This is a genomic window from Blastococcus capsensis (genome assembly GCF_030165005.1).
Lineage (GTDB): Bacteria > Actinomycetota > Actinomycetes > Mycobacteriales > Geodermatophilaceae > Blastococcus > Blastococcus capsensis.
Map to the genome: position 1 here is coordinate 95,034 of NZ_JASNNW010000008.1, position 14,494 is coordinate 109,527.

General features: G+C 74.5%; 15 protein-coding genes and 1 tRNA gene. 6 read left to right on the forward strand and 10 right to left on the reverse strand.

Annotation, left to right across the window (positions count from 1 at the left end; all coding sequences use genetic code 11):
• Positions 1-5 precede the first annotated feature (5 nt).
• The 3 genes from QOZ86_RS09230 to QOZ86_RS09240 form a co-directional block, all read right to left on the reverse strand.
• Positions 6-1,082 carry a hypothetical protein gene (locus QOZ86_RS09230; RefSeq protein WP_284491669.1) on the reverse strand — a complete coding sequence of 359 codons (1,077 nt, stop codon included), beginning with the start codon at positions 1,080-1,082 and terminating at the stop codon, positions 6-8.
• Positions 1,066-1,557, reverse strand: coding sequence for a sigma-70 family RNA polymerase sigma factor (locus QOZ86_RS09235; protein ID WP_284491670.1), 492 nt, complete (start codon positions 1,555-1,557; stop codon positions 1,066-1,068). Before QOZ86_RS09235 ends, QOZ86_RS09230 begins: the two co-directional genes overlap by 17 nt.
• Positions 1,558-1,725: 168 nt before the next feature.
• On the reverse strand, positions 1,726-2,238 hold the full coding sequence (locus QOZ86_RS09240) for a flavin reductase family protein (RefSeq protein ID WP_284491671.1): 513 nt from the start codon (positions 2,236-2,238) through the stop codon (positions 1,726-1,728).
• A 212-nt stretch (positions 2,239-2,450) separates the two neighbouring features.
• Here QOZ86_RS09240 and QOZ86_RS09245 point away from each other — a divergent pair, with 212 nt between their 5' ends.
• Positions 2,451-3,248 (forward strand): SGNH/GDSL hydrolase family protein, encoded by a 798-nt coding sequence (locus QOZ86_RS09245; protein ID WP_284491672.1) that lies wholly within the window; start codon positions 2,451-2,453, stop codon positions 3,246-3,248.
• Between the two features lie 131 nt (positions 3,249-3,379).
• On the opposite strand, the gene QOZ86_RS09250 is transcribed toward QOZ86_RS09245, so the two are convergent.
• A complete protein-coding gene (locus tag QOZ86_RS09250; RefSeq protein WP_284491673.1) occupies positions 3,380-5,287 on the reverse strand; it encodes a putative bifunctional diguanylate cyclase/phosphodiesterase in 1,908 nt (635 codons plus the stop codon).
• Positions 5,288-5,504: 217 nt separating this feature from the next.
• On the opposite strand from QOZ86_RS09250, the gene QOZ86_RS09255 reads away from it, so the two are divergent.
• On the forward strand, positions 5,505-6,575 hold the full coding sequence (locus QOZ86_RS09255; protein WP_284491674.1) for an LLM class flavin-dependent oxidoreductase: 1,071 nt from the start codon (positions 5,505-5,507) through the stop codon (positions 6,573-6,575).
• 71 nt (positions 6,576-6,646) lie between these two features.
• On the opposite strand, the gene nadC is transcribed toward QOZ86_RS09255, so the two are convergent.
• Genes nadC through nadA form a run of 3 tightly spaced genes read right to left on the reverse strand, consistent with a single transcriptional unit; the run spans position 6,647 to position 10,259 of the window.
• Positions 6,647-7,546, reverse strand: a complete 900-nt coding sequence (gene nadC / locus QOZ86_RS09260) for a carboxylating nicotinate-nucleotide diphosphorylase (RefSeq protein WP_284491675.1) — start codon at positions 7,544-7,546, stop codon at positions 6,647-6,649.
• Positions 7,543-9,249 (reverse strand): L-aspartate oxidase, encoded by a 1,707-nt coding sequence (locus QOZ86_RS09265; RefSeq protein WP_284491676.1) that lies wholly within the window; start codon positions 9,247-9,249, stop codon positions 7,543-7,545. The genes nadC and QOZ86_RS09265 overlap by 4 nt, the downstream gene beginning before the upstream one ends.
• Entirely contained in the window at positions 9,246-10,259 is a 1,014-nt protein-coding gene (gene nadA, locus QOZ86_RS09270) for a quinolinate synthase NadA (protein WP_284491677.1), read from the reverse strand. The genes QOZ86_RS09265 and nadA overlap by 4 nt, the downstream gene beginning before the upstream one ends.
• 72 nt (positions 10,260-10,331) lie before the next feature.
• On the opposite strand from nadA, the gene QOZ86_RS09275 reads away from it, so the two are divergent.
• Positions 10,332-11,042, forward strand: coding sequence for an NUDIX hydrolase (locus QOZ86_RS09275; RefSeq protein ID WP_284491678.1), 711 nt, complete (start codon positions 10,332-10,334; stop codon positions 11,040-11,042).
• A gap of 33 nt (positions 11,043-11,075) precedes the next feature.
• Here the strand turns inward: QOZ86_RS09275 and QOZ86_RS09280 are convergent, their stop codons facing one another.
• Positions 11,076-12,407, reverse strand: a complete 1,332-nt coding sequence (locus tag QOZ86_RS09280) for a lytic transglycosylase domain-containing protein (protein ID WP_284491679.1) — start codon at positions 12,405-12,407, stop codon at positions 11,076-11,078.
• Positions 12,408-12,709: 302 nt separating this feature from the next.
• Between QOZ86_RS09280 and QOZ86_RS09285 the strand changes: the two genes are divergently transcribed.
• Both QOZ86_RS09285 and QOZ86_RS09290 read left to right on the forward strand, forming a co-directional pair.
• Positions 12,710-13,081 carry a hypothetical protein gene (locus tag QOZ86_RS09285; RefSeq protein WP_284491680.1) on the forward strand — a complete coding sequence of 124 codons (372 nt, stop codon included), beginning with the start codon at positions 12,710-12,712 and terminating at the stop codon, positions 13,079-13,081.
• Positions 13,082-13,133: 52 nt separating this feature from the next.
• Positions 13,134-13,283 carry a hypothetical protein gene (locus tag QOZ86_RS09290; protein WP_284491681.1) on the forward strand — a complete coding sequence of 50 codons (150 nt, stop codon included), beginning with the start codon at positions 13,134-13,136 and terminating at the stop codon, positions 13,281-13,283.
• 75 nt (positions 13,284-13,358) lie between these two features.
• On the opposite strand, the gene QOZ86_RS09295 is transcribed toward QOZ86_RS09290, so the two are convergent.
• Positions 13,359-13,517 (reverse strand): hypothetical protein, encoded by a 159-nt coding sequence (locus tag QOZ86_RS09295; protein ID WP_284491682.1) that lies wholly within the window; start codon positions 13,515-13,517, stop codon positions 13,359-13,361.
• A gap of 39 nt (positions 13,518-13,556) precedes the next feature.
• A tRNA-Arg gene (locus tag QOZ86_RS09300) sits at positions 13,557-13,629 on the reverse strand.
• A gap of 188 nt (positions 13,630-13,817) precedes the next feature.
• On the opposite strand from QOZ86_RS09300, the gene QOZ86_RS09305 reads away from it, so the two are divergent.
• On the forward strand, positions 13,818-14,363 hold the full coding sequence (locus QOZ86_RS09305) for a single-stranded DNA-binding protein (RefSeq protein ID WP_284491683.1): 546 nt from the start codon (positions 13,818-13,820) through the stop codon (positions 14,361-14,363).
• Positions 14,364-14,494 lie beyond the last annotated feature (131 nt).

Below are 14,494 nucleotides of genomic sequence, written 5' to 3' on the forward strand. Positions count from 1 at the left end.
CGGCGTCAGCGGAGGTCACGGGCGACCGACAGGAGCTCGTCGGCGCTGAGCGACCCGGCGACGCCGGTCACCACGCCGTCCTCGACCCAGACCACCCCGGCGAAGAGCCCGTCGCGCGAGGTGAGCACGGTGGCCTCGGCGCCGTCGACGTCGGCCGTCGAGCTGGTCACCAGGTCCACGGGGACGGGCAGGGGCAGCGTGGCGGCGTCCGTGGACAGGTCGCGCAGCTGGTCGGCGAGACCGTCGGGCAGGCCCGGGAGGGACAGCAGGTAGTCGCGCACCGTCTCGAACGGCACGCCCTGCGAGTAGGCCGTCGGTGCGTCGGACCGTGCCACGACGAGCGTCGGCACACCGGTCGGCTGCGACCAGATCGCCGCGACGCCTGGACCTGCCTGCAGCCGCAGCTGGCTGCCGTCCAGGCCGGGGGGTGCTGGCGGCAGGACCTCGCCCTCGGCGGCCGCCGCCTGGGCGGCCCTGGCCGCGGAGAAGGTGAAGGTGGCGGTCACCCGGTCGGCGGCCAGGTACGCGGGGTCGCCGGTCACGCCTTCGGGCAGCTCGCCGACCTCGGGGACGGCGAGGCCGGTCCGCTGCTGCGCGGTCGCGGCGTCGGCCACCTGCTCGGGCTCCGGTGCCTCGGTGAACTGCAGGTCGCCGTACGCGGATAGGTCGGGCACCTGGACGAGGTCGGTGGATGTGATCTCCACGGGGTCGACCCGCTCGGCCTGGAAGATCGGCAGCCAGTCGTTGGCCGCCGCCACGCCGGCTCCGGTCACCAGGACCACCGCGCCGAGTGCGGCGACCGCGGGCCGCCGCACCGCCGTCCCCCACCGGCGGCGTGCGGCAGCGGCGGCCGGCCGGCGCACGGGCGGAGGCGCGGCCGCCGAGAACCGGGCCCAGGCGGCGTCGGTGTCGACGGTGCCGGACGGTGCCAGGGCGGCGCCGACGAGCTCGGCGTCGGCGCGGGCGCTGTCCAGCGCGCGCAGGCAGGCCGGGCAGGAGGCCGCGTGGGCGCGGTCGTCGTCGGTCACGCCGGCCGGCTCGTCGACCAGTCGGCGCAGCACGCCCTCACTCGGGTGACGCATGGCGGTTCAGCTCCTCGAGCAGATGAGATTCGGCGCGGCGCACGGTGGTGCCCACGCTTCCTGGGGACAGATCGAGTGCGGCCGCGACCTCGGCGTAGCTCAGGCCGCTGTGCCGGAGCACCAGTGCGGCCGCCTGCCTGTGCGGCAGCCGGGCGAGCGCCGCGCGGACCGAGCTGCGCTCGTCCCGGGTGATGACCAGGTCGGCGACGTCGGGGACGACGGTCGGGCCGTCCCCGGCGAGCTCCTCGCGGGCGCTGCGACGGCGGCCCGAGCGGAGCAGGTTCAACGCGGTGTGGGTCGCGGCGACGGTGAGCCAGCCGCCGGCCTCGTCGGCCGGCACCGAGGAGCGGCTGAAGGAGAGGAAGACCTCCTGGGCGACGTCCTCGGCCTGGTTCCCGGAGCCCAGCACGCGCGCGGCGACGGCGACGACCCGCGGGTAGTTGTCACGGAAGAGTTCCTCGAGGTCGGTCCGCACGTCGACCCGCTCCTGTGACATGCCGACGCCCCGCTCAGTCCGCGCCGCGCCGCGCCGCCCCGGGAAGGGCACTGGCGCGGGAGCCGATGGCCGTACGAGTTCCACACCGGGTAAGCACCGCCGCCACGCCGGATGTGACAGCCCCCGGCAGTTTCCTCCCGCGGGCGGTCACGGCCGGGTGATCGGGCGACCGGACCCGTGGACGTACCGGCCGCGGAGACGCAGCAGCGGACGGGCGTCCGGGTTCACCACCGGCACGTCCTCCACGGCCAGGAAAGCGATCACGTGGTCGCCGGCCTCGACGAGTCGCTCCAGCCGGCAGTCGAGCGCGGCGAGCCCGCCCACGAGCACGATGGCCCCGCTGCCGGCCGCCCGCGTCCACGGGACCGCCTCCAGCAGGTGCCGTGCGCTGGGCCGGCCGGCGGAGGAGAACCGGGACGCCACGATCGCGTGCTCCACGGCCAGCACGCTCAGCCCGCACCGGCCCACCTCCTCCAGCACCTCGGCCGGATAGCCGCCGGCGGCCAGCCCCACCGCGACCAGCGGCGGCGATACCGAAACGCTCATCACCGAGCTGACCGTCGTCCCGACGTCGTCGATGTCGTCCCGCACGGTGAGCAGGCACACCCCGGCGGCGTACTGGCCCAGGGCGGCGGCGTATTCGCGGGCGTCGACCGGCATGGCGGCCAGTCGACCACACCACCAGGACGACCCGGCGTCGGGCGCACCACCGCGGAGGCGGAGGACGCCGGCCTGCCGCACCGGGTGGTCGAGTACCCGATCGGCAGCGTGGCGGGTGCGTCGCTGTTCGCCGACGGGTACGGGGGGCGAGTCGGGCCGGGGCGACCTCACCCCGGTGACGGCGACATCGCGGGCCGTGCTGGAGTGAACGGGTGCAGCTCGACGCATCTCCCTGGCGGCGCTACATCGCCCTGGGCGACTCGTTCACCGAGGGGCTCAGCGACCCCGATCCCGACCGTCCCGGTGAGTTCCGCGGCTGGGCCGACCGGCTGGCCGAGCACGTGGCGGCCGCCGCGCCCCGTGCTGACGTCGAGTACGCCAACCTGGCGATCCGCGGCCGGCTGCTGCCCCAGGTGCTCGCCGAGCAGGTGCCCGTCGCGCTGGACGCGCAGCCGGACCTGGTGAGCCTGGTGGCGGGTGGCAACGACCTGCTGCGCCCCGGGAGCGATCCCGACGAGCTGGCCGCGCAGCTGGAGGGCGCCGTCGTCCGGTTCCGGCAGGCCGGGGCCGACGTGCTGCTGGCCACCGGCGTCGACCCCCGGCAGACGCCGATCCTGCGCCGGACCCGCGGAAAGGTGGCGGTCTTCAACGCCAACGTCTGGTCGGTCGCGGCCCGCACCGGCGCCGCCGTGCTCGACCAGTGGGGTGCGGCCTGGATCCAGGACTGGCGGATGTGGGACTCCGACCGCATCCACCTCGCCGCCGAGGGGCACCGCCGCACGGCGCTGGCCGCGGCAGCCGCGCTCGGCCTGCCCGGTGCCGACGGCGAGGACTGGCGGACGCCGCTCCCACCGCAGCCGCCGCGGGCGCTGCGCGCGACCCTGGCCGAGGAGGCCGCCTGGGTGCGCGGCTTCGTCGCACCATGGATCGGCCGCCGGCTGCGCGGCCGGTCCTCCGGCGACGGCCGCGCGCCGAAACGGCCCGTGCCGCTGGCGCTGCCCCGCGGGTGAGGTGCTCGAAGGGCCCGGTCCGGAGGTTCGCCACGAGCTCGCGCGTGGTGAGGAAGGTGACGTGCTGGAACGGCCCTCCTGCAGGGGACCCGCCGCGAGCGTGCGAGCGGTGGGGGGGCAGGAAGGTCCTCCTAGTCCTCGGGGTCGGCCAGCTCGTCGAAGAGCGTGCCGGCGGCGACCGGTCCGGTGTCGGTCAGGTCGTGCGCCTCGGGGCTCGAGGGCGTCCGCTGACGGGGCAGCGCGGGTGGGGCAGCCGGCGGTTCGGGCAGCAGCTCGCCGGCGACGTCCTCGGCCGGGATGTCGGTGACCTCGCCGATGAACACCTCCGCCGGGCTGGGCAGCGGGGCCGGGCGACCGAATGCGTAGCCCTGCGCCATGGCGCAGCCGTGGTCGAGCAGCCAGGCGGCCTGGTCGAGGTCCTCGATGCCCTCGGCGATCACCTGCAGGCCCATGCCGCGGCCCAGCTGCAGCAGACCGTGCACGAGCGCGGCGGTCGAGGGTTCGGTGACGACGTCGGCGACGAACGACCGGTCGATCTTCACCGTGTGGATCGGCAGCCGGTGCAGCGCGGTGATGGCGGAGTAGCCGGTGCCGAAGTCGTCCAGCGCCAGGGTGACGCCGGCGTCGGTGACGACCGCGACCGCGTGCAGCGTCGCCTCCGCGGCGAACAGCGCGGTGGACTCGGTGATCTCCAGCTCCAGCCGGTGCGGGGGCAGCCCGGACTCCTCCAGCGCCGCCGCGACCAGCTCGCTGAACCCGTCCTCGGCCAGGTGCCGGGCGGAGACGTTGACGTGCACCCGCAGGTCGTCGGCCCACGTGGCGGCGTCCAGGCAGGCCCGGCGCAGCACCCACGCGCCGAGCTTGGAGGTGAGGCGGTTGTTCTCCGCGGCGTCCAGGAAGGCGCCGGGGGGGAGGAGCCCGCGGGTGGGGTGCTGCCAGCGGATCAGCGCCTCGTAGCCGAGCAGCGTCTCGTCGGCCAGGTGCACGATCGGCTGGTAGAACAGCCGCAGCTCGTCGTGGTCGAGGGCGTGCCGCAGATCGGTCTCCAGCTGCAGCGCGTCGACGTCGCTGTGGGTGAGAGCCCCCTCGTACACCTCGACGCGGGCGCGGCTGCCGTCGGCCTTGGCCTTGGTGAGTGCGCTCTGCGCCTGGCGGAGCAGGTCGTCGGGCGTCATGTCGACGCCGAGGGTGAGGCCGACGCTCGCCGACAGGGTGATCTCCCGGTCGGCGACCACGAAGGGCTCGTCCAGCACGCTGAGCAGCCGGTCGGCCAGGGCGCGCAGGCCGTCGAGGTCCTCGACGTCCTCGGCCACCACGAGGAACTCGTCGGCGCCCAGGCGCACGGCGGTGTCCTCCACGCGGGTGCTCCACCGCAACCGGTCGGCGAACTGGCTGAGCAGCAGGTCGCCGGCCTCGTGGCCGAGCGCGTCGTTCACCGCCTGGAAGCGGTCGATGTTCAGGTGCACCAGGCCGACCTGCAGCCCGCGGCGGCGGGACAGCGCGACGGCGTGGCGCAGCCGGTCGGTGAGTGCGCGGCGGTTGGGCAGTCCGGTCAGCGGGTCCATGAACGCCCGGCGGACGGCGTCCTCCTCCGCGCGGCGCCGGTCGGTGACGTCGACCAGCGAGAGGACGACGAACCGCGGCGTCCCGTCGTTCTGCCGCACCACCTCGTGCGATTGCACCACCCACAGCTCCGTGCCGTCGGACCGGCGCAGCCGGCGCTCGCCGTCGAGCAGCAGGTTCGGGTCCAGCGGGGGCTCGCCCGGAGCGGGCACCAGGCCGAGATCGCCGACCGGTGGGTCGTCGGGGTGGGCCAGCAGGTCGACGTGCCGGCCGGCCAGGCTCTCCGCGGTGCGGCCGGTGAGGGCGCACATGCGCGGGTTCGCGACCAGCACGTGCCCGTCCAGGTCGACCATGGCCTTGGCGATCGGGGCGGCCATGAACAGCGCCTGGAACAGCTGTCCCCGGTCGGCGAGCAGCGTGTCGATGGCCCGCAAGCGCTGCCCGGCGGCGCCAGGCGTGCCCGGGGAGCGGGGCATCTCTGATCCGGGAAGGCTCACCTGGACAGAGTCATGCATCGCAGGCAAGAAGTGACGGAACCGGATCACGGAGAGTCGTGATCGACCCGTCACAGTCTGTCGCATCCGGGCTCACTCGCCCCACGGGTCGCGCCTGTCCGGCCGATCTGCCACACCGTCCGGGAATCCGGGCCGCTTCCCGCGTGCTGCTCAGCACACATCGACGAGAGGGAAGTACGTGGAGAAGCGGATCGGGTTCCTGTCCTTCGGGCACTGGCAGTCGATCCCGGGGTCGCAGGTGCGCACCGGGCGGGACGCCCTCGTGCAGAGCGTGGAGCTGGCGGTGGCCGCCGAGCAGCTCGGCCTCGACGGCGCCTACGTGCGGGTCCACCACTTCGCCCGCCAGCTGGCGTCGCCGTTCCCGCTGCTCGCGGCGATGGCGGCGCGCACCAGCCGGATCGAGCTGGGCACCGGGGTCATCGACATGCGGTACGAGAACCCTCTCTACATGGCCGAGGAGGCGGCCGCGACCGACCTGCTCGCCGATGGCCGGCTGCAGCTCGGCGTCAGCCGGGGATCACCGGAGACGGCGCTGCGCGGCTCGGAGGCCTTCGGCTACGTACCGGCCCCCGACAGCAGCGACGCCGAGCTCGCGCGGCAGAAGACGGGCCTGTTCCTGGCCGCGATCTCCGGTCAGCCGATGGTCGACGCCGACCCGCGCATGACCGGTGGCGCGAGCGGCAAGCTGCCCGTCCAGCCGCAGTCGCCGGGGCTGGCCGAGCGCATCTGGTGGGGGTCGGGCACCCGTGCCACGGCGGAGTGGACGGCGCGGCAGGGGCTGAACCTGATGAGCTCCACGCTGCTGGTCGAGGACACCGGGGTGCCCTTCGACGAGCTGCAGGCCGAGCAGATCGAGCGCTACCGGGCCGCCTGGGCCGAGGCCGGCTGGGACCGGGAGCCCCGCGTCTCGGTGAGCCGGAGCGTGCTGCCGGTCGTCAGCGACCTCGATCGGCAGTACTTCGGCAACGGCCGCGACGGCGAGGACCAGGTGGGCATCCTCGAGGGGGTCCGCGCCCGCTTCGGCAAGAGCTACACCGGCGAGCCCGACGTCCTCGCCGAGGAGCTGGCCAAGGACGCCGCCGTCCGCGAGGCCGACAGCCTGCTGCTCACGGTGCCGAACATGCTGGGCGTGGAGTACAACGCGCACCTGCTGCAGACGATCGTCGAGCACGTGGCGCCCGCGATCGGCTGGGTCCACCCGGACCAGCGACCGGCCGCACCTGACCGACTCGCCCCCGACCGGGCATAGGAAGCTTTACCTGCGGATGTGGGCCCGGATGCGCAGGTAAAGCTTCCTATGCCTCACGGTGGGCGGGCGGGTCAGCGCAGGTCGAAGCCCAGGTCCAGCACCGGGGCGCTGTGGGTGAGCGCGCCCACGGCCAGGTAGTCGACGCCGGTCGCCGCCACCTCGTGCGCGCGGTCGAGGGTGAGCCCGCCGCTGGCCTCCAGCCGTACACCGGCCGGCCTCGCCAGCGCCACCGCCGCGCGGGTGTCGGCGATCGAGAAGTTGTCCAGCAGCACCAGCTCGACCCCCGCCGCGATCGCCTCGGCCACCTGGTCGAGCGTGTCGCACTCGACCTCCAGCGGGACCCCGGGAAACTGCGCACGCACCGCGTCCACCGCCGCCGTGATGCCGCCGGCCGCGGCCACGTGGTTGTCCTTGACCAGCGCTGCGTCGCCGAGCGCCATGCGGTGGTTGACCCCGCCGCCGCAGCGCACGGCGTACTTCTCCAGCACCCGCAGCCCCGGGATGGTCTTGCGGGTGTCTCGGACCGCCGCCCCCGTGCCCGCCACGGCGTCCACCCAGCGCCGGGTCAGCGTGGCGACGCCGGAGAGGTGGCCGACCAGGTTGAGCGCGGTGCGCTCCGCCGTCAGCAGTGACCGGGTGGGCCCGGCGACGGTGAGCACCGGCGCGTTCGTGCGAGCGGCCATGCCGTCGGCCGCGTGCAGCGTCACCTCGACGTCGCCACCGCCCACGATGCCGAACACCGCCGCGGCCACCGGGACGCCGGCCAGCACGCCCGGCGAGCGGGGCACCACGTCACCGGTGGCGCGGGCGCCGGCCGGGACGGTCGCGGCGGTGGTGACGTCAGGGCCGAGCGCGAGGTCCTCGTCCAGGGCCCGCCGGATCACCAGCTCCACCGCCGCGGGATCCAGACCGCCGTCGCTCAGGACGTCGGCGAGCTCCGCGCGGAGCGGGAACCACTCGGGGCCGGTCATGCCACTCCCTGGGTCTGGTCGGTGCCCGGCGCGGTGAGCGGCACGGTGCGGGTGCGCAGGTGGCCGGAAGCGTCGATGCGGTGGGCCAGCCGTACCTGCCACTCGGGTCGCGGGCCGGGGGCGTCGACGCGCCGGTGGCAGCCGCGGCTCTCCGGGCGGGCGAGCGCCGCGGTGGCCAGCAGGGCCGCGACGGTGTGCACCGCCGTGGCCTCGACGGCGGCGAGGTCCAGCGGGCGGCCTGCGGGCAGCCGGTCGGCCGTCGTGAGCGTCGCGGTCAGCTCGGCCAGACCGTCCGCGGTGCGCACCACCCCGGCGTACCGGCTGGTGGCGGTGCTGATGCCCGCCCGGGCGGCGGGGTCGATCGCGCCGCCGGCGGAGGACGGCGTCCGCTCCGGTTCCGCCGGGGCGCCGGGCGGCAGTTCGGCGTCGAGGACCGCGGCGCAGCGGCGGGCGGCGACCAGCCCTTCGGTGATCGAGTTCGACGCCAGCCGGTTGGCCCCGTGCACGCCCGTGCAGGCGACCTCCCCGACGGCGTAGAGGCCAGGGACGCCGGTGCGGCCGTCGAGGTCGGCGAGGACCCCGCCGCAGGTGTAGTGCGCGCCCGGGACGACCGGGACCGGCTCAGTGGTCAGGTCGAAGCCGGCCTCCCGGCAGGCGCGGAGGATGCCCGGGAAGCGGCGGGCGAGGAACTCCACGTCCAGGCCCGTCGCGTCGAGGAAGACGCAGTCCTCTCCGGTGGCGGCCAGATGGGCGGCGATCGTGGCGGAGATGACGTCGCGGGGCGCGAGGTCGGCCAGCGGGTGGACGCCAGGCATGATCCGCCGCCCGCCGCCGTCGACCAGGACCGCCCCCTCACCGCGCACGGCCTCGGAGACGAGCACCTGCTGCCCCGTGGCGCCCGGGCCCTGCCAGAGCACGGTGGGGTGGAACTGGACCATCTCCACGTCGGCGACCTCGGCCCCGGCGCGCAGGGCGAGGGCCAGCCCGTCGCCGGTCGCGCCGGCCGGGCTGGTGGCCGCGGCGTAGGCCTGTCCGTATCCACCGGTGGCCAGGACGACGGCGTGCGTGCGCAGGTCACCGGCGCCGGTCAGGGTGCCGTCGGCGGCGACGCGGGCGACCCGCAGGCCGACCACCGTGCCGTCGCCGGCGTGCAGGGCATCGAGCGCGACGGTGCCCTCGTGCACCTCGACCCCGGCGTCCACCAGCGCTTCGACCAGGGTCCGGGTGACCTCGGCGCCGCTGGCGTCACCACCGGCGTGCACGATCCGATCTCGGCTGTGGCCGCCCTCGCGGGTGAGCGCCGGGCGGCCCTGCGGGTCGAGATCGAGCCGGGCCCCGAGGTCCTGCAGCAGCCCGATGGCGGCCGGCGCCTCGGCGACGAGCGTGGCCACGGCGTCGGTGTCGCAGAGCCCGGCGCCGGCGGCGAGCGTGTCCTGCAGGTGCAGCGCGGCGTCGTCGTCGGCACCCAGGACGGCGGCGAGGCCACCCTGCGCCCAGCGGGTGCTGCCGTCGCCCAGCGACCCCTTGGTGACGACGGTGACCCGCCGACCGGATTCCGCCAGCGCGAGCGCGGTCATCAGGCCGGCGGCGCCGCTGCCCACGACGACGACGTCGGTGACGACGGTCCAGCCGGCCCCCGGCAGGGGGAGCGCGGGGACGACGGCAGGGGCGACCGGCGCGGTGCGGCGGGGCCCCACGGTCACTCGCCGACCAGCGACGGCGTGCCGAGGGCGATCATCGCCTCGACGGCGGAGCGGGCGCGGGCGGCGACTCCCGCGTCGACGGTGACCTCGTCCCGGCCGTCGCGCAGCGCGCGCAGCAGCTTCTCCGGCGTCGACATCTTCATGTACGGGCACTCGGCGCGCGGGTTGACCGGCTCGAACGCGGCTGCCGGGTTGGCCTGGCGGAGCTGGTGCAGCATGCCGATCTCGGTGGCGACCAGCACGCGCTTCGCCGTCGTCCGCTTCGCCTGGTCGAGCATCGCGCCCGTGGAGAGGACGTGCACCCGGTCCTCGGGCAGGTCGCCCTGGCCGACCATCCACAGCGCGCTGGTGGCGCAGCCGCACTCGGGGTGCACGAGCACCTCGGCGTCGGGCGCGTCCTCGATGCTCTGCCGCAGGTCGGTGGGAGAGATGCCGGCGTGCACGTGGCACTCGCCCATCCAGATGCGCATGTTGGTCCGGCCGGTGACCCGCTGGACGTGCGCGCCGAGGAACTGGTCGGGCAGGAAGAGGACCTCGCGGTCGGCGGGGAGCGACTCGACCACCTCGACGGCGTTGGAGGAGGTGCAGCAGATGTCGGTCTCGGCCTTCACCTCGGCGGTGGTGTTGACGTAGGAGACGACGGCGGCGCCGGGGTGCTCGGCCTTCCAAGCGCGCAGCTGGTCGGCGGTGATCGTGTCGGCCAGCGAGCAGCCGGCGGCGGCGTCGGGCACCAGGACGGTCTTCTCCGGGGCGAGGATCTTCGCCGTCTCGGCCATGAAGTGGACGCCGGCGAAGACGATCGTGCTCGCGGTGCTCGCCGCGGCGATGCGCGAGAGCGCGAGGGAGTCGCCCACGTGGTCGGCGACGTCCTGGATCTGCGCGGCCTGGTAGTTGTGCGCCAGGACCACGGCGTCGCGGTCCGCGGCCAGCCGGCGCACCTCGTCGCGCCAGTCCTGCCACTGGTCCGGCGTCCACGCGGTGGGAGTGGGGGCGGGGAGCGTTGCGGTCACCGGGACCTCCGGAGGAGTAGGTTTCATACCAACAGGCGAAAACCAGGACGGCGAGAACCTAGCATGGGCGCCATGGCTTCCGTGTGGTCCTCGCCCGACCGCCCGGCCTATCCGCACCAGGCGCTGGCGGTGGTGCTGCAGGTCAGGGCCGCGCGGCTGCACGTGATGCTGTGGCGCCGTGCCGCTGAGCCGTTTGCCGGCGCCTGGGCGCTGCCGGGTGGTTCGCTGCTCCCGGAGGAGACGCTCGGGGCCTCGGTGGGCCGGCAGCTGGCGTCCAAGGTCGAGGTCGCGCAGCTCGCCCACCTCGAGCAGCTGGAGACCCGCAGCGACCCGCACCGCGATCCGCGCAGCCGCACGGTGGCGACCGCCTACCTGGGGCTGATTCCCAGCGGCCTCGACCCCGTGCTCCCCGAGGACACCGCCTGGCACCTGGTCGACGGGCTACCGGAGACGGCCTTCGACCACGGCTCGATCGTCGGGTCGGCGCTGGAGCGGCTGCGGGCGAAGCTGTCCTACACGAACGTCGCCTTCGCCCTCGCGCCGCCGACCTTCTCCATCGCCGAGCTGCGCGAGATCTACGTGGCCGCACTCGGCTACGAGGTCACCGCCACCAACCTGCAGCGGGTGCTGCTGCGCCGCGGCGCGCTGGAGCCGACCGGGGAGATGGCCGCCTCCGGCCGGGCCGGTGGCCGGCCCGCGACGCTCTACCGCTTCGGCACGACGGGGCTGGAGGTCACCGACCCCTTCGCAGTCCTCCGGCCGCCGTCGTCCCGCGGTCGCTGATCACCGCCGGCCGAGGCGGCCGGTGCCCGGCGGTCAGCCGGGGCAGGCCGGCAGGCGGGGTAGGAGCGGTCGGCCGAGCGGATCCAGCAGCGTGCAGCTGACCCCCGCGACGAGGTCGTCGCCCGGCTCGACCACCTCCTGGACGGGCCCGGTGACCTGTTGGACCGGCTCGGTCACCTGCTGGACGGGCTCGGTCACCTGATCGACCACCGGCACAGGAGCGGGGGCCGGTGGCGGCGGAGGTGCCGGCGCGGGTGCCGGCCGGGCCGCCTGCTGGGCCGGGGGGCGCCCGGTGTCGCTGCCGGCCGGCGGCGGGGCGGCGTTCCCGCCGGAGGGGGCGGGCGGGGGCGCGCCCGGACCCGCGGGCGGCGCCGGTGGCGGTGTGCTCTGGCCGACGGTGTTCCCGGAGGCCGGCGTCATGTCCGCCGCTCCGATGGCCGGGCCGGGAGCGGCCGGGGCCCGGTGGTTGCCGGACGGCGGCGGGACCGGGCCCGTCGTGTTGCCGGTGAGCGGCAGGCTGTCGACCGGGATGCCTGCTGCGTAGGCCCGGGCGAGCGCGAGGACCTGGGCGACGTACTCGTCGGAGTGGTTGTAGGCGAAGACGGCGCGGCGCTGGCCGGCGTCGGTGCGCAGGTCCTTGCCGGCCACGCAGAGGTAGTGCGCCGCGGCGAGCGCCGCGTCGTCGATGTCGAACGGGTCGGTGCTGCCGTTGCCGTCGGCGTCGATCGCGTAGGACCGCCAGGTGGTCGGGATGAACTGCATGGGGCCGACGGCGCGGTCGTACCGGGTGTCGCGGTCGTGGACGCCGTCGTCGGAGTCGGCGATGTAGGCGAACTCAACGCCGTCCAGCGCCGGGCCGCGGATCTCGGGCGTGGACGTGCCGTCCGTCTGCAGGACGGCCCCGCCGAACCGGCCGTGGTTGGACTCGATCCGGCCGATGCCGGCCAGCAGCGACCAGTCGATCCCGCACCCCGGCTTCGCGCTCGCCATGCGAGCGGCCGCCACGCGGTAGGCGTTCAGTGCGACCGTCGGGATGCCGTTCGCGGCCAGCCCGCTCACGGCCTCCGGGGTGGCGGGCTGGGGCTGGGCCACCTGTGCCGGTGCTGCTGGGAGAGTGATGGCCCCGGCCGGCGCACCGTCGGACAGCGCGGGCACCGACCACGCCGGCGAGGGGTCCTCGTCGGCGACGGGCCTGGTCTGGCCGGTCGGGACCGTGCGGTCCGGTTGGACGGTGCCTGCGACCAGGCCGGCCGTGCCCAGTACGACGGCGGCCACCATCAGCCACCGGCCGGGTCGTGCACCCGGGGGTGTGCCCCGGCCGCCCGGCTCCGACCCGCCGACACCGTTGTCCGTGGTCCTTCCCACCAGCCGCCCCTTGCCGCCGTTCGAGCCCGGTACCTGTGATCCCCCGTGACAGACGGCGGCGGGCATACCCGTGCAGGTGACGGTCAACCGTCGATGTGACAGCGGCGGATGGGACGGTCGCTGGTGGCACCGAGCGCGCCCGGCACACCCGCCTCCACCAGGCCGCCCACGGCCCAGGGGACTCGTGCGAATCCCTCGGCGGAGGGACCACCCTTCACGAACCCTTCGCCACCCGGTGGGGAGGGCGCTCGGCCGGGCGTCAAGTCAAAGCCATTCGAAGTCGCTCACGTACGGTGCGTTCGGTGACGACCTTGCCGACGTGGGCGGTCTACGCCGTGAGCTTCGGTGCACCGGCGCTCGCATTCCTGGGCGCACTGATCGGGCACCTTCTCGGGCGCAAGGCTTCCACCGAGCTGGACGTCTGGCGCCGCCGCGAAGAGACGATGCGCATGCTTCGCTGGGCTTCTGAGCAGGCCACGTCCGAGGAAGATGCGAAGGCGAGAATGGGACTTGCGGTGCTGGACGCCCTCAGCGACTCCGAGCTCCTCCAGGATCCTGACCAGTCCCTGGTCGATGCGGTCCTGGACTCCGTCCTCGAAGAACCCATTGAGGAGATCGAGTCCTCTGGCAGCGACGTGGAGGTCGTGGAGGTCGACAGTGACTCGGGGGACTGAGACAGTGGGCACGACAACAGAGGGAGGCGCAGCGATGCCGAAGGTAGTCAAGGTGACCCCGGCACAGGTCAATGCTGCGAAGTTGAAGGTCAAGCGTTCGGCTGTCAGCGGCAAGATGGTGGACAGCAGCGTCTACCGGATCGCCAACGCCAAGCGGGCAGCGGGCCATGGGGCCTCGGCCCTGACGCAACGGCCACAGTAGGCGGCTCGCGGCCACAGACGCCGCCCAGCCTTGTTGCCTGCTCGGCACGAGCCCATCCAGCGCGTGCCGTACGCACTACGTCTCGGCGATCGCTTGGCGCAGGCGATCCAGAAGGGTGCCCGAAGCGATGCCGCCCGCCTGCCGAGCCTTGCTTCCGTAGTGATCTTTGAGCCCCGTAAGGCGCTGCCGGGTCGCCACGAGATCGTCGTAGGGCCGGTCGAACATGACTTTCATCCACTCCGGCACCGCGCCCTCACAGCTCGACTTGACAAGCGCGCCCGGCAGGGATCGAACCTGCGGCCAAGTGCTTAGAAGGCACCTGCTCTATCCGCTGAGCTACGGGCGCTCGAGCTCGATCATCGCATCGCTCCGCCGCCGAGGCGCCGCCGCCGGTCATCGCGTCGTCCACAGGGGGGAGGTGCCTCCACAGATCCCGGAACGGGCTGCTCACCGGCGGGCCAGGCGGTGAGGGTCGACGACACACCGGCACCGAGCCGGCCGCGCCGCCCGGCGCAGCACCCCCTGAGGAGCACCGTGAACGACACCATCGTCACCGTCGTCGGCAACGTCGCCGACGACCCGCGCCGCAAGACCACGCAGAACGGCGCGGTGACCAACTTCCGCATGGCGTCCACCGCCCGGCGCTTCGACGCCGCCACCCAGACGTACGTCGACTCGGGCACGTTCTGGGTGGACGTCGAGTGCTGGAACACGCTGGGTGGCAACGTCTCGGCCTCGGTCAGCAAGGGCGACCCGGTCATCGTCCGGGGCACGCTCACCACGCACAGCTGGGACTCCGACACGGGTCGCCGCAGCAAGCCGCAGATCAAGGCGTTCGAGGTCGGCCACGACCTCACCCGCGGCAGGGCCGTGTTCCGGCGCGACCGGTCCGAGCGCGCGCTGGAGCGGACGGACGGCGTCGACACCGCGACCGGTGAGCTGCACCCGCAGGCCGACGAGCCGGCCCAGGAGTACCCGTCGTCCGAGGAGTTGCGGGCCGGCCGGGACTACGTGGGGGAGGGGGAGACGTTGACCTCGGCGGAGGACCCCGACCTCTCGCAGGAGCCCGCGAACGCGTAGTTGCGCCGGGCTGGGAGGATCGGAGGCCAGCACGTACGGAGTGGGGGCGCGCGGCCCCCGCCCCCCCCCCCCCCCCCCCCCAACCCCCCCCCCCCCCCCCCCCCCGGGGGCGGTAAAAGAAAAACAAGGGC